The organism is Algibacter sp. L3A6 (genome assembly GCF_009796825.1).
Lineage (GTDB): Bacteria > Bacteroidota > Bacteroidia > Flavobacteriales > Flavobacteriaceae > Algibacter.
Window position 1 is genome coordinate 3,696,769 of sequence record NZ_CP047030.1, and the last position, 13,376, is coordinate 3,710,144.

General features: G+C 33.6%; 10 protein-coding genes. 7 read left to right on the top strand and 3 right to left on the bottom strand.

The window, feature by feature from the left end; translation table 11 throughout:
- Positions 1-9: 9 nt before the first annotated feature.
- Positions 10-426 (bottom strand): glyoxalase, encoded by a 417-nt coding sequence (locus tag GQR98_RS15355; RefSeq protein WP_159020273.1) that lies wholly within the window; start codon positions 424-426, stop codon positions 10-12.
- Between the two features lie 152 nt (positions 427-578).
- On the opposite strand from GQR98_RS15355, the gene GQR98_RS15360 reads away from it, so the two are divergent.
- From GQR98_RS15360 to leuB, 6 genes are all read left to right on the top strand, one after another.
- Positions 579-1,466, top strand: coding sequence for a DUF72 domain-containing protein (locus tag GQR98_RS15360; RefSeq protein ID WP_159020274.1), 888 nt, complete (start codon positions 579-581; stop codon positions 1,464-1,466).
- Positions 1,467-1,582: 116 nt separating this feature from the next.
- Positions 1,583-1,966 (top strand): acyl-CoA thioesterase, encoded by a 384-nt coding sequence (locus GQR98_RS15365; protein WP_159020275.1) that lies wholly within the window; start codon positions 1,583-1,585, stop codon positions 1,964-1,966.
- Between the two features lie 201 nt (positions 1,967-2,167).
- The gene (gene leuC, locus GQR98_RS15370; protein WP_159020276.1) at positions 2,168-3,562 is read left to right on the top strand and encodes a 3-isopropylmalate dehydratase large subunit; all 1,395 of its coding nucleotides are present in this window, start codon (positions 2,168-2,170) and stop codon (positions 3,560-3,562) included.
- A gap of 136 nt (positions 3,563-3,698) precedes the next feature.
- On the top strand, positions 3,699-4,295 hold the full coding sequence (leuD, locus tag GQR98_RS15375) for a 3-isopropylmalate dehydratase small subunit (RefSeq protein ID WP_159020277.1): 597 nt from the start codon (positions 3,699-3,701) through the stop codon (positions 4,293-4,295).
- Between the two features lie 3 nt (positions 4,296-4,298).
- Complete coding sequence (locus GQR98_RS15380; protein ID WP_159020278.1) at positions 4,299-5,819, top strand: alpha-isopropylmalate synthase regulatory domain-containing protein; 1,521 nt, start codon at positions 4,299-4,301, stop codon at positions 5,817-5,819.
- Positions 5,820-5,912: 93 nt separating this feature from the next.
- A complete protein-coding gene (gene leuB, locus GQR98_RS15385) occupies positions 5,913-6,971 on the top strand; it encodes a 3-isopropylmalate dehydrogenase (RefSeq protein WP_159020279.1) in 1,059 nt (352 codons plus the stop codon).
- 120 nt (positions 6,972-7,091) lie between these two features.
- On the opposite strand, the gene GQR98_RS15390 is transcribed toward leuB, so the two are convergent.
- On the bottom strand, positions 7,092-7,904 hold the full coding sequence (locus tag GQR98_RS15390; RefSeq protein WP_159020280.1) for a hypothetical protein: 813 nt from the start codon (positions 7,902-7,904) through the stop codon (positions 7,092-7,094).
- Between the two features lie 467 nt (positions 7,905-8,371).
- Here GQR98_RS15390 and GQR98_RS15395 point away from each other — a divergent pair, with 467 nt between their 5' ends.
- A complete protein-coding gene (locus GQR98_RS15395) occupies positions 8,372-10,804 on the top strand; it encodes a zinc-dependent metalloprotease (RefSeq protein ID WP_159020281.1) in 2,433 nt (810 codons plus the stop codon).
- Positions 10,805-10,901: 97 nt separating this feature from the next.
- Here GQR98_RS15395 and GQR98_RS15400 read toward each other — a convergent pair whose 3' ends face one another.
- Positions 10,902-13,361: a T9SS type A sorting domain-containing protein gene (locus GQR98_RS15400; RefSeq protein WP_159020282.1), complete on the bottom strand. Its 2,460-nt coding sequence runs from the start codon at positions 13,359-13,361 to the stop codon at positions 10,902-10,904.
- Positions 13,362-13,376 lie beyond the last annotated feature (15 nt).

Sequence of the window (13,376 nt, forward strand, 5' to 3'; positions counted from 1 at the left end):
ATATAACGTTTACACAGCCTCACGCAATTCCGGTTTATCAAAAAGCTGAATATTACTTAATAATCTTTCTTTTACAATATTCATCATGCGTTTGTTTAGCGCTGAAGAGTTTTCAGTATAAATTAAATATTCTTCCACAGTAAAAACACCGATGATCATGCCTTTTAGAGAATTTCTAAATTTCATATTTTTCTGAATGGCATTTTCAATATATTCCATACGTTTATCGAGCGTTAAACCATGAAAAACCGATTTATGCTTTATAATGTAATTTCTAAAAGCGGCAACAAGTAAATCGTTTTGCATTTTAATGCATGGGCGGAGTACTAGGTTCTGGAAACGCTCCTCGCTACTCATAGCATCATTAATGGTTGCTGTTAAAATCTCTGGACGAATACTCTTCAAATTAAAATCTCTTGAATTCATAGTTTTGATTTTTTATTCAAGATAGAAATTTATAAGACCGTAATAGTATTTGTGTATTTTAATTATTCACGAGGTTATTAACATTTAATATTTTTATCTTTATAACCTCATTCTTTTACATCTTTTTAAATCGCATTAATACAACGTTTTACATGAAATTTGGCAGTGTTACAAATCCTGAAACTATTGATTTTACCTTACCTCAAGATCATATAGATACTAAGCGCATTTTAAATACGGTAAAGGATGATAATGTGCCAGATATTTATGTAGGTTGTGCAAAATGGAATAGGGCAGACTTGAAGGGTTTTTACCCTCGTGGTACAAAAGATGAACTTAAATATTATGCTTCCCAATTCAATTCAATAGAATTAAACGCTACATTTTATCGCATTTTTCCTGCGGAACAGTTTGAAACTTGGTACAATAAAACACCTGAAGGTTTTAAGTTTTTTCCGAAGTTGAATCAAGAAATTAGTCATTACAAGCGTTTGCATAATACTGAGGCTATTGTTGAGCAATATCTATACAACGCATCGCATTTAAAAGAAAAACTAGGTACTGTTTTTTTACAAATGCATAATAATTTCACACCTAAAGATTTTGATAAAGTGGTTGCTTTTGCTGAAAACTGGCCTAAAAGCATTCCTTTAGCAATAGAATTTAGGCATACCGATTGGTATAACGACAAAGTGATTGCGGATGCCTTGTATCAACTTTTAGAAGGTCTAAATATTTCTAATGTTATTGTAGATACCGCTGGGCGTCGCGATTTAATGCATATGCGATTAACTAATTCTACGGCTTTTGTGCGCTATGTTGGAGCTAATCATCCTTCGGATTATGGGCGATTAGATGATTGGATTGAACGTTTAAAACTTTGGAAAGAAGAAGGTGTTAAAGAAGTTGATTTTTTCATTCATCAAAATATTGAAGTAGAATCGCCATTACTTTCAGCGTATTTTATAAAACAGGTTAACGAAAAGTTAGGATATGCTTTAAATATTCCGAATGAAGAAAAACAGCAATCCTTATTTTAAGTTAATAATAAAAACACATACTAGAATAAGTAAGAGTAATTAAAATGGTTGTTTTAATGTTGACTTTTAGAGTATCTTTATTTTATAAAAAGAACTAAAAATTAAAGATATAAAATATGAGATTTCATACTAGAAAATGGGTTAAACCCGAAGATTTAAATGCCAATGGTACATTGTTTGGCGGTCGTTTATTAGAATGGATTGATGAGGAAGCTGCTATTTATTCTATTATCCAATTAGAGAACCAAAAAGTAGTAACAAAATTTATGAGTGAAATCGATTTCAAATCGTCTGCAAAGCAAGGTGATATTGTAGAAATTGGTATTGATGTTGTAAAATTTGGAAAAGCCTCATTAGTGTTAGGAGCAGAGGTTAGAAATAAAATGACGAGAGAAACTATTATTACAATTTCAAACATTGTAATGGTTAACGTTGGTCCTGATGGTAAACCTTTACCGCATGGTAAAACAGAAATTGAATATGTGGCCGATAGGTTGTAAAAACGAGTGTTGATATTCTTTTAAAAATTGTAATCATTTTTAAGATTTCATTGCATTAAATTCAAATTATATCAGTTCCGTTGGTGATTTTATAAAAATAAAGTAACTAAGGACTATAAAGTTTTGAAATACTGTAATAAACTTTAAATTTGTTACACTTATAGCTTTAAAGCTATTTTAATACAAAAATTTAAATTTTTTATGAGTAGTACATTATTTGACAAAGTGTGGGATTCGCATGTAGTGCGAAACATTGCAGATGGACCAGATGTGTTTTATATAGACCGTCACTTAATTCACGAAGTTACAAGTCCTGTGGCTTTTGTAGGTTTAAAAAGTAGAGGCTTAAGTGTGTTGTACCCAGACCGTACATTCGCTGTTGCCGATCATAATACACCAACAATTAATCAACATTTACCTGTTGAAGACCCTTTATCTGCTAATCAGTTAAAAACTTTAGAAGATAATGCTAATCAATACGGTATTAGTCACTGGGGATTAGGTCACCAAAATAATGGTATTGTTCACGTTGTAGGACCAGAAAACGGTATTACACTTCCAGGAGCAACTATTGTTTGTGGAGATTCTCATACATCTACTCACGGTGCTTTTGGAGCTATAGCCTTTGGTATTGGTACTTCAGAAGTAGAAATGGTGCTTACTACACAATGTATTATGCAACCAAAACCTAAAAAAATGCGTATTAGCATTAATGGGCCATTAAGTAAAGGTGTTACGCCTAAAGATGTTGGTTTATACATTATTTCTCAATTAACAACGTCTGGTGCAACTGGATATTTTGTTGAGTATGCTGGTGATGTTTTTGAAAACATGTCTATGGAAGGTCGTATGACGGTTTGTAACTTATCTATCGAAATGGGTGCCCGTGGAGGTATGATTGCTCCAGATGAAAAAACGTTTGAATATATTAAAGGTCGTGCCATGACTCCAAAAGGAGCTGATTGGGATAAAGCGATGACCTATTGGGAAACTTTAAAAACTGATGAAGATGCTACTTTCGATAAAGAATTAGTGTTTAATGCAGCAGATATTGAACCAATGATTACCTACGGAACAAATCCGGGAATGGGTATGGGTATTTCTAAAAACATTCCGTCTGCAGAATCTGTAGAAGGAGGTAAAGCTACTTATGATAAGTCTTTAGCTTATATGGGATATGCTGAAAATGAAATAATGATCGGTAAGAAAATCGATTACGTATTTATTGGAAGTTGTACTAACGGACGTATTGAAGATTTCCGTGCATTTGCTTCTATTGTAAAAGGACGTAAAAAAGCAGATAATGTTACAGCTTGGTTAGTACCAGGTTCTCACATTGTTGAAGCTAAAATTAAAGAAGAAGGTTTACTAGATATTTTTGAAACAGCTGGTTTTGTATTAAGAGAGCCAGGATGTTCAGCTTGTTTAGCAATGAATGATGATAAAGTACCTGCAGGAAAATATGCGGTAAGTACATCAAACAGAAACTTTGAAGGTCGTCAAGGACCAGGATCTAGAACTTTACTAGCTAGCCCGTTAGTTGCAGCAGCAGCAGCAGTTACAGGTGTAGTTACAGACCCTAGAGACTTACTATAAGTTCGCAGTGTATAATCAACAGTTGTTAAGTTAATTAACAGAACAATATGTTGATTTTATAAAAGAATAAAAAAATAATCGTCAGTTTATGGCAGCTTACTGCTCATTGAATACTGGCAAACTGAATATTAAAAAAATGGCATACGATAAATTTACAACATTAACGAGTAGCATAGTACCGTTACCAATAGAGAATGTAGATACCGATCAAATTATACCAGCTCGTTTTTTAAAAGCGACCACTCGTGATGGTTTTGGAGATAATCTTTTCCGCGATTGGAGATATAACGGTGATAATACACCAAAAGAAGATTTTATATTAAACAATCCAATTTACACAGGGAAAATTTTATTAGGAGGAAAGAACTTTGGTTCAGGTTCTTCTCGTGAGCATGCTGCTTGGGCGGTTTACGATTATGGTTTTCGTTGTGTAGTGTCTAGTTTCTTTGCAGATATTTTTAAAAATAACTGTTTAAACATTGGTGTATTACCAGTACAAATTAGTCCTAAATTTGCAGACGAAATTTTTGAAGCTGTTTATGCAGATCCAAAAACAGAAGTTGAAATTGATTTAAAAGCTCAAACTATTACATTGCTTTCTTCTGGAACGAAAGAAAGTTTTGATATTAATGGTTACAAGAAAGACAACATGCTAAATGGTTTTGATGATATCGACTATTTACAAAGTATGAAAAGCGAGATAGAAACATTTACAGAATCTCGTCCTTTCTAAAAAATGGAAGTAAAAAGAATTGAAATAATGGATACGACATTGCGCGATGGTGAACAAACCTCGAGCGTGTCGTTTTCTGCTTCTGAAAAGCTCACTATAGCTAAACTTTTATTAGAAGAACTAAAAGTAGATCGTATTGAAATTGCCTCGGCACGCGTGTCGGAAGGAGAACTTCAAGCGGTTAAAGATGTTACAGCATGGGCTAAGGAAACCAACTATTTAAATGCTGTTGAAGTTTTAACTTTTGTTGATAAAGGCATCTCTATAAATTGGATGCTAGAAGCAGGAGCAAAGGTGCAAAACTTACTAACTAAAGGTTCGTTAAACCATTTAACTCATCAGCTTAAAAAAACTCCAAATCAGCACTTTACAGAAATTAAAGAAAATATTAATCAAGCCACAGAACAGGGTATTGAAACTAATATTTATTTAGAAGATTGGAGTAATGGTATGCGAAATTCTAAAGCATATGTTTTTGAATTTTTAGAGTTTTTATCAACGCAATCTGTAAAGCGTGTTATGCTTCCTGATACTTTAGGGATATTAACACCAGAGGAATCTTTTGATTTTGTTAAAGAGATTAAAGATAAATATCCGAGTTTACATTTCGATTTTCATGCACATAACGATTACGATTTAGGTGTTGCCAATGTTATGGCTGGTTTAAAAGCTGGAGCAGATGGTTTACATTTAACAGTTAATGGTATGGGTGAACGTGCAGGAAATGCACCAATGGCTAGTACTATTGCTGTTATAAACGATTTTATGCCTGAGGTTGAAATTGGTGTAAACGAAACCTTTTTATATACTATTAGTAAACTTATAGAAACCTTTTCTGGTTTTATGATTCCTGCTAATAAGCCTGTTGTTGGCGCCAATGTATTTACGCAAACGGCTGGAATACATGCTGATGGTGACAATAAAAATAATTTATATTTCAGTGATTTAATGCCAGAGCGTTTTGGGAGAACCCGAAAATATGCTCTAGGAAAATCGTCTGGAAAGGCTAACATACAAAAGAATTTACAAGAATTAGGCCTTCAGCTTGATGGTGAAGATCTTAAGAAAGTAACCCAACGTATCATTGAGTTGGGCGATAAAAAACAGGTTGTTACCAAGGAGGATTTGCCGTATATTATTTCAGATGTTTTAGACAGAAGTTATGAAGAAAAGGTTAAAGTTAACGCATACGTGCTAACGCATGCTATGGGTTTAAAACCAACAACTACGGTTTCACTTACTATAAATGAAGAAGTGTTTGAAGAAAGCGCTCATGGCGATGGCCAATTTGATGCGTTTATGAATGCTATTAAAAGTGTTTTTACACAGAAACAATTAAAGTTGCCTAAATTAGTGGATTATGCAGTACGTATACCACCGGGAAGTAACTCTGATGCGCTTTGTGAAACCATTATTACATGGAAAAGTGCTGAAAAAGAATTTAAAACACGTGGTTTAGATTCTGATCAAACGGTTTCGGCAATTAAGGCTACTGAAAAGATGATGAATATTGTTGTGAGTTGAAATAATCTCAACGATTGGCGGTAGAAGGAAAGGGATGAGTAAAAAGAAACGCCAAAAAAATAAATAGAATTTAAAGTTTAAAAATTAATAAAGATGAAATTTAATATTGCAGTTTTAGCAGGTGATGGTATTGGACCTGAAGTAATGGAGCAAGCACAAAAAGTTAGTGAAGCGGTTGCGGAAAAATTTGGACATGAAATAACTTGGAAGCCAGCATTAACAGGTGCTGCCGCTATTGATGCGGTTGGAGAACCTTACCCAGATAGTACGCACCAAGTTTGTTTGGCTTCGGATGCTGTTTTATTTGGAGCTATTGGTTTGCCTCGTTTTGATAATGATCCTTCGGCAAAAGTACGTCCAGAAAATGGTTTACTTCAAATGCGTAAGCAATTGGGCTTATTTGCTAATTTAAGACCAACGTTTACGTTTCCGTCTTTATTAGATAAATCACCTTTAAAACAAGAGCGTATTGAAGGAACAGATTTAGTGTTTTTACGTGAGTTAACTGGCGGAATCTATTTTGGAGAAAAAGGTAGAAGAGACGGTGGTGAAACGGCTTTTGATAACTGTGTTTATACACGTGTTGAAGTACAACGTTTGGCTAAAAAAGGTTTTGAATTAGCAATGACACGTTCTAAAAGATTATGTTGTGTTGATAAAGCTAACGTTATGGAGACGTCTCGTTTGTGGAGAGAAACTGTTCAGGCTATGGAAAAAGATTATCCTGAAGTTGAAGTAAGTTACGAGTTGGTTGATGCAGTTGCTATGCGTTTGGTACAATGGCCAAATAGCTACGATGTTTTAATTACTGAAAACTTATTTGGTGATATTTTAACGGATGAGGCTTCGGTTATTTCTGGATCTATGGGATTAATGCCATCGGCATCTATGGGGTCTGATATTGCTTTATTTGAGCCAATTCACGGGTCTTACCCACAAGCAACTGGATTAAATATTGCAAACCCAATGGCCATGGTTTTATCGGCAGCCATGATGTTTGAAATTGCTTTTAATTTACCCGAAGAAGGAAAAGTAATTAGAGATGCTGTAAATAAAGCTTTAGCTGAAGGTATTGTTACTGAAGATTTAGCCGATGGCGGAAAAGCTTACGGTACTAAAGAAGTAGGAGATTATCTTGCTGCAAATATCTAGAGTTAAATAACTCAATTATATAAAAAAAACCTGTTAAGTAATTGGCTTAATAGGTTTTTTTATGTGAATATTTTAATGCTTTAAAATATATACTTAACATATTTATTTAAAGCGACAATCTTAATTACTTGATGGTAGCTTTATAGATCTGCTATATTTTTTATAATTATAATCAATAACTATAGAGTCTATCTTTTTATCGTAAAGATGTGCATATTCCTTTTTAGGCAAACTAACTTTTCCTTTATATTTTTCTTGTTCTGCTAAATTATTAATAGCATATTTTTCTAAAAAATCTGGGTAAACCATATAGACAACCTTAGTTTGAATATTTTCAATTAATATAAATTGATTTTCAAAAAGAAAATATTCACTTGTTAAATTATAATTTTCAGCTTCAGTAACTGAAATTAAATCTCTTTCATTATAACCGTCTATGCTTTTAGTAACATAATAAGCTCCTAATTTTTTATATGGACCGACAAATATAGTCTCAGGTTTGAAAACACTTCTTCTTATTTTATACTTATTAGATTTTCCGATTGAAACTTCGCTAGGCACAATTTCATACTTTTTTACAGACTTTAAAGTTCTTTGTGCTATTCTTAAACGATTGTTTACATCTGCGATTTCTTTTTTAACAGCAGGTGTAAGTTTCGCTTCTTTATTTAGATTAGCTATTCGAGTACTATCCGCTTTAGCTTTGTTGGTAAATGCTAAAGCTTTTTTATAAAAAGGTGTTAGCCGTTTAGTAGATGGTTTTTTTCCAATAGTTTTATATACAACACTAATTATTTCAAAAGTATAAGGAGAGCCACCTTCTTTTTGGCTAATAAAAGTGTTTAATTCTTCTTCAAAGAAAAAGTCAACACTTTGCGCTTTTACTTGAAAACATATTATATAGGCTATTACTATAAAATAAGTTTTTTTCATATTTAAATATTTATTCATTTCTTAATTTATAAAGAGCCTATAGTTCGGATAATTTATGATACAAAGATATAAAAGTAAGGGTTATAGTAAAGAAAACCTTATATAAAGAATTAATATATAGGAGAATTACTAACGAATATTTAATGATTACTAATTTAGTTTTGAATTAAGTTGAACAATTTATCAATTTTTGAAATAATCACAACTAGGTGGCTTAAAAACTTATAACTCGAAGTAAAGAAAGGCTGTAATAGGATGATTGAAAATATTAGACATGATATATTCACGAAGGTCCTAGCTTTTATGATGATTATTTTTCGCATCTAATAAATACTAAATTCTAACTAAAAGTGTTTCAAAATAATAAATTCGTAATTACAATATTTATTTGCCTTAAAATTTTGTAAAAAAAAAAGGTTAACGGTATATATTTTATATTTTTAAAGATTATATATAACCCTTTCTTTATGAAAAAAACAATACTAGTAACTTTATCATTAATGATGTGCTTAGCTTCTACAACCAACTATGCGCAATCTAAACGAAAAAAGAATAAAAAAGATAAAAGTGAAATATCTAAACCCGTTGAAAAGAAAAAAGAAGGTAAAATAAAACCTTACAACGAAGTTATTACTAAAAGTGCTATTTCCGATGATGGTTTGTTTAAAACACATCAGGTTGGTGAGTCTTACTTTTACGAAATTCCTATGGAGCATTTGGGGAAAGATATGCTTCTGGTAAGCAGGATATCTAAACTGCCTGCTAACATGGGAGACGGTTATGTTAATGCGGGAACTAAAACCAATTCGCGCTTAGTAACGTGGGAGCGTTTTCAAAACAAAATATTAATTAAAGAGAAATCTTATAGTTCGGTAGCTAATGAAGAGTTACCAATTAGTATTTCGGTTAAATCTAATAATTACGAACCTACATTATTTGCTTTTGATATTAGCGCGTTTAGCAAAGATTCTACTGCGGTAGTGGTCGATGTTACTAAGTTTTACACGAGTGATGTTAAGGCTATTAGTGGTTTACCAGCTTATATGCGCACGGAGTATAAGGTTAAAAATTTAGATGCTTCTAGAAGTTTTATAAATAGTGTTAAAAGTTTTCCTGAGAATATTGAAGTTGTACAAGATATGACTTACAATGCATCTGCACCACCATCTTTTAGAAGTGGTGAATCTATAAGTTTACAAATGAATCAATCTATGATTTTGTTACCAGAAAACCCTATGCAATCTCGTTTTTCAGACGAGCGTGTGGGATGGTTTACTTTAGATTATGTAGATTATGGAAGTGAAGCATTAAAATCTGATACCAAAACTTTTATTCGTAAATGGCGTATGGAGCCTAAAGATCCCGAAGCTTATGCTCGCGGTGAATTGGTAGAACCTATTAAGCCTATTGTGTATTATTTAGATCCGGCTACGCCAGAAAACTTGCGTAAATACATAAAAGAAGGCGTAGAGCTGTGGCAAGGTCCTTTTGAGAAAGCTGGTTTTAAAAATGCTATTATAGCAAAAGACCCGCCAAGTAAAGAAGAAGATCCAGATTTTAGTCCAGAAGATATTCGCTATTCCGTAATACGTTATGTAGCGAGTACAACTAGAAATGCTATGGGGCCGAGCGTTTCAGACCCAAGAACGGGAGAAATTATTGAAAGTGATATTATTTGGTATCATAACCATTTACGTTCCTATAGAAATAGGTATTTAATTGAAACGGGCGCCGCTAATCCTGCAGCTAGAACATTAAATACACCCAAAGAAGATATTGGTGAAATGATGAAAATGGTAATTGCTCACGAAGTAGGGCATACCTTAGGTTTACCACATAACATGAGTGCGAGTAAAGCTTATGATGTTGAAAGCTATAGAAATGGTGATTTTACACAAAAAAACGGTATTGCTTCTACTATTATGGACTATGCGCGTTATAATTATATTGCGCAACCTGGAGACCAAAATATTAGGTTTATTAGACAATTAGGAGCTTATGATGATTATGCTATTAACTGGGGGTATCGTGTTATTCCAGAGGCCAATACTCCAGAGGCAGAACTAATAACTCTAGATGGTTGGATTCTTGAAAAAGCTGGTGATCCAAAATATATCTTCGGAAAACAAAGAAGCCGTTTTGATCCTACATCACAAACAGAAGATATAGGAAACGACGCTATAAAAGCGAGTACTTATGCACTTAAAAACTTAAAATATGTTTCTATTCATTTACCAGAATGGACTAGTGATGTTACTAATGATTATGATGATTTAGAGGAGTTATATGATGAGTTATTTGGAGCGTGGCGTCGTTACATTAGTCATGTATTAACCAATGTTGGTGGTGTACATGAGAATTTAATTAACCCGAACCAATCAGGAATCCCGTTTGTAGCTGTACCTAAAGAAACTCAAAAGGCATCCGTGCAATGGTTGCACGAAAATGCATTTACTACACCAAGTTGGTTAGTTGAAAAAGAACTTTTAAGCCGAACAGATTTTGAAGGTTACACAGCGCGTTTAGGTAAATACCAAAGCAGTTTTTTAAATAAATTATTAAGCCAGGAGATTCTAGAACGTTTAATAGATCATGAAACTATAGATGCAAACAATTACTCTGCTTTAGAGTTATTGCAAGATGTTCGTAAAGGACTTTGGACAGAAGCTAATGCAACTAAAAATGTAGATATTTATCGTCGTAATTTACAACGTGCATATATTGAACGTATGGCTTTTTTAATGACGGAATCCTCAGATGTTAGAGCTTTGGCTAGAGGAGAATTATCGGTATTAAAAAAGATAGTTATTAGCGCATCTTATCGTTCTACTGACACTACAACAAAATACCACTATAAAGATTGTTTAGAGCGTATTAATACCATTTTGGATCCTAAGTAGGAGGGATGCTTTAAAAAGGTTAATATTGAAAAGAAAAAAGCGTGAATTCTAATTTAGAATTCACGCTTTTTTTATGCTTGTTTAAAATGTATATTAACTATTTTTTAATCATTAGCTTTTCAGAAGCGCCATCGGTACCTTGCACAAAGTACATACCTTCGCTTAAGTCTCCAACATAAACTGTAGTTTCAATAGTTGCTGTTACATTAAATGATTTTACAGTTTGTCCTAATTGGTTAATAATTTTAAATTGTCCACCTAAACTAGATTTAATTTTCACTTGGCTAGAACTAGGGTTTGGATACATTGAAAAATTAGATTTATTATCGGTAATCTCCGTTGTTCCTAAAGTAGATACGGTAATACATGTAGATTCTACCGAACAGTCTAAAACAGAAATCCATACTTTGTAATTTCCAGGTTGGGTTGCTGTAAAACTTTGACCTGTTTCACCATCTAAATATTCATCGCCCTCACCAGTACAAGCAAACCATTGGTATGATGCATTAGATTGAGTTGCTGTTAATACTCCTGCGTTTAATGTTACCTCATTATTAATTTCAGACCCTACGGTTATTTCAATCACAGATCTATCACTTTCACAACCGTTAATTGTTTTTGATATGTAGTATTGATTTCCATTTATTACTAAGTCAGATGCATTCAGAGGTGTTTCTGTAGTATTATCAGCATAAACTTTTAGATTGTCTTCAGGATAAAGATTTGATATATCGTTTATAGTTCCGTTGTAACAAACATATGCTCCTAGATAGATATCCATCGTGCCGTCAAAACATTGAGTTGGAACCCATCCTGTTAGTGGAGGTGTTAACCCCTCAGGAACACTCGTGTTCTCAAATCCTGTATTTTCAATGTCCATAGAGAATAAAACCCATTTTGTGCCGTCAAAACCAACTGCAAGAGGAAAATCGTCTAAATTAGATATATAAACGTTTTTACCATTTAGAATGTCTGTTTTAGTAAAGCCTGTACTAAATTCAGCACAACCTCCTGTTAAACCAACAGTAATAATATCAACACTAGGGGCATCCGGATTAGTAACTTCAATATCGTCGCTAACAGCATTTGTACATCCATTAGCATTGGTTAACGTATATGTTATAGTATGAATTCCAACACCAGCGGTAGCTGGGTCAAAAGAATAAGTCATTCCATTACCATCGTCAGTAACACCAGTACCAGAATACACACCGCCAGTAGCTGTTCCACTACCTAAACCAGCTTGATTGCCAGCATCAAAACATAGGTCTTCAGGAGCTGTAAAGGTTACTGTTGGTAAAGTATTTATTGTAACAGAAGCAGTTTCTGATCCATCACATAAACCAGAAGTGTTATAAGTTACAGTATAGGCTCCGGGCGTGGAAGCTGATACATCAATAGAACCAGTAGTAGAATTTATAGATAATCCTCCTGAAGATGTAAAAGTACCTCCAGATACTCCAGTGATTGTAGGAGTAGGGTCAGAACTATCAGCACAATAAGCAGAAGCGCTATAACTAAAAGAAGCGTCTTCACGCGGCGTGGTTGTAATTGTTACAGTACCGCATGAGCCTGCAGTAGCGCAGCCACCTTCACCTCTAACATAATAGGTTGTACTTGGTGGGGTTGGTGTTACAATAATGGTTGAGCCTGTTGTTGTACCAACTAATGTGCCTCCACAAGAACCTGTATAGACATACCATGTTGTGGCATCATTTAAATCACCAGAAATATTTAGTAAAGCACTATTTCCATCACAAATAGTTTCCGGAGCATAGCTAATGGTGGGTATATCTGGCTCTGTACAAGGCACTGTAACGTTAAATGTAGTTGAAGATACAGGAAAAGGCACAGCATTATCAAACTCCCAATTTGAAAGATTCATTATAGCAGCTAGAATCGTAGCTTTATCACCCGTATGTAATGATGTCGGTATATAGCGAGCATTATTAACTTCTATTTGCGCACCTCCATTTGGAAAAAGACCTAAAGCGTTTGTACCATTAGTTAAACCGCTTGGTAAAAATGAGTTTGAGGTACTAGTTGAAGTACTCCAAGCATTTCCAGGGGTTCCTGCTATTCCACTATTTGCATTTATCCCAGCTACAAAATCATTAGGGCCAGGTGCATTTTCCGGTTGATAAATAAAAAGATTATCACCTGCAGTTCCCAACATATTTCCATTAATTGGACTGTAAGCGCCTATACTTAAAAGAGAGGCTGTTCCGGAACCTGAAGAAGTAAAACTTAAGATATCTGTATCAATAGAAATTTCTTCTCCTGCTAAAAAATCTGATGTAGCTGTAAATTCAATCGAGGATTCAATAGCATCTAAAGAACTTCCGTTCCATGCTTCATCAGTTATTATAAATTTAGTTGAATTAGCTATTGGGACTAAAAGAACAAAGGAGAGTGTTTCATCATCTATATTTATACGTGTAAATGCTATATCACCTTCAGTTAACACAGTTTGAGAAAACACAGGCAAACTTGTAAGAGACAGAGCAAAAAATAACAATGTTATTTTTAAAAACTTTAATGTGTAATTGTTTTTCATATTTTAAAGATTTGT

What these genes read in the sequence shown, in the direction of transcription:
- GQR98_RS15355 (WP_159020273.1), bottom strand. Translation starts at nt 426, where the DNA reads ATGAATTCAAGAGATTTTAATTTGAAGAGTATTCGTCCAGAGATTTTA.
- GQR98_RS15360 (WP_159020274.1), top strand. Translation starts at nt 579, where the DNA reads ATGAAATTTGGCAGTGTTACAAATCCTGAAACTATTGATTTTACCTTA.
- GQR98_RS15365 (WP_159020275.1), top strand. Translation starts at nt 1,583, where the DNA reads ATGAGATTTCATACTAGAAAATGGGTTAAACCCGAAGATTTAAATGCC.
- leuC (WP_159020276.1), top strand. Translation starts at nt 2,168, where the DNA reads ATGAGTAGTACATTATTTGACAAAGTGTGGGATTCGCATGTAGTGCGA.
- leuD (WP_159020277.1), top strand. Translation starts at nt 3,699, where the DNA reads ATGGCATACGATAAATTTACAACATTAACGAGTAGCATAGTACCGTTA.
- GQR98_RS15380 (WP_159020278.1), top strand. Translation starts at nt 4,299, where the DNA reads ATGGAAGTAAAAAGAATTGAAATAATGGATACGACATTGCGCGATGGT.
- leuB (WP_159020279.1), top strand. Translation starts at nt 5,913, where the DNA reads ATGAAATTTAATATTGCAGTTTTAGCAGGTGATGGTATTGGACCTGAA.
- GQR98_RS15390 (WP_159020280.1), bottom strand. Translation starts at nt 7,904, where the DNA reads ATGAAAAAAACTTATTTTATAGTAATAGCCTATATAATATGTTTTCAA.
- GQR98_RS15395 (WP_159020281.1), top strand. Translation starts at nt 8,372, where the DNA reads ATGAAAAAAACAATACTAGTAACTTTATCATTAATGATGTGCTTAGCT.
- GQR98_RS15400 (WP_159020282.1), bottom strand. Translation starts at nt 13,361, where the DNA reads ATGAAAAACAATTACACATTAAAGTTTTTAAAAATAACATTGTTATTT.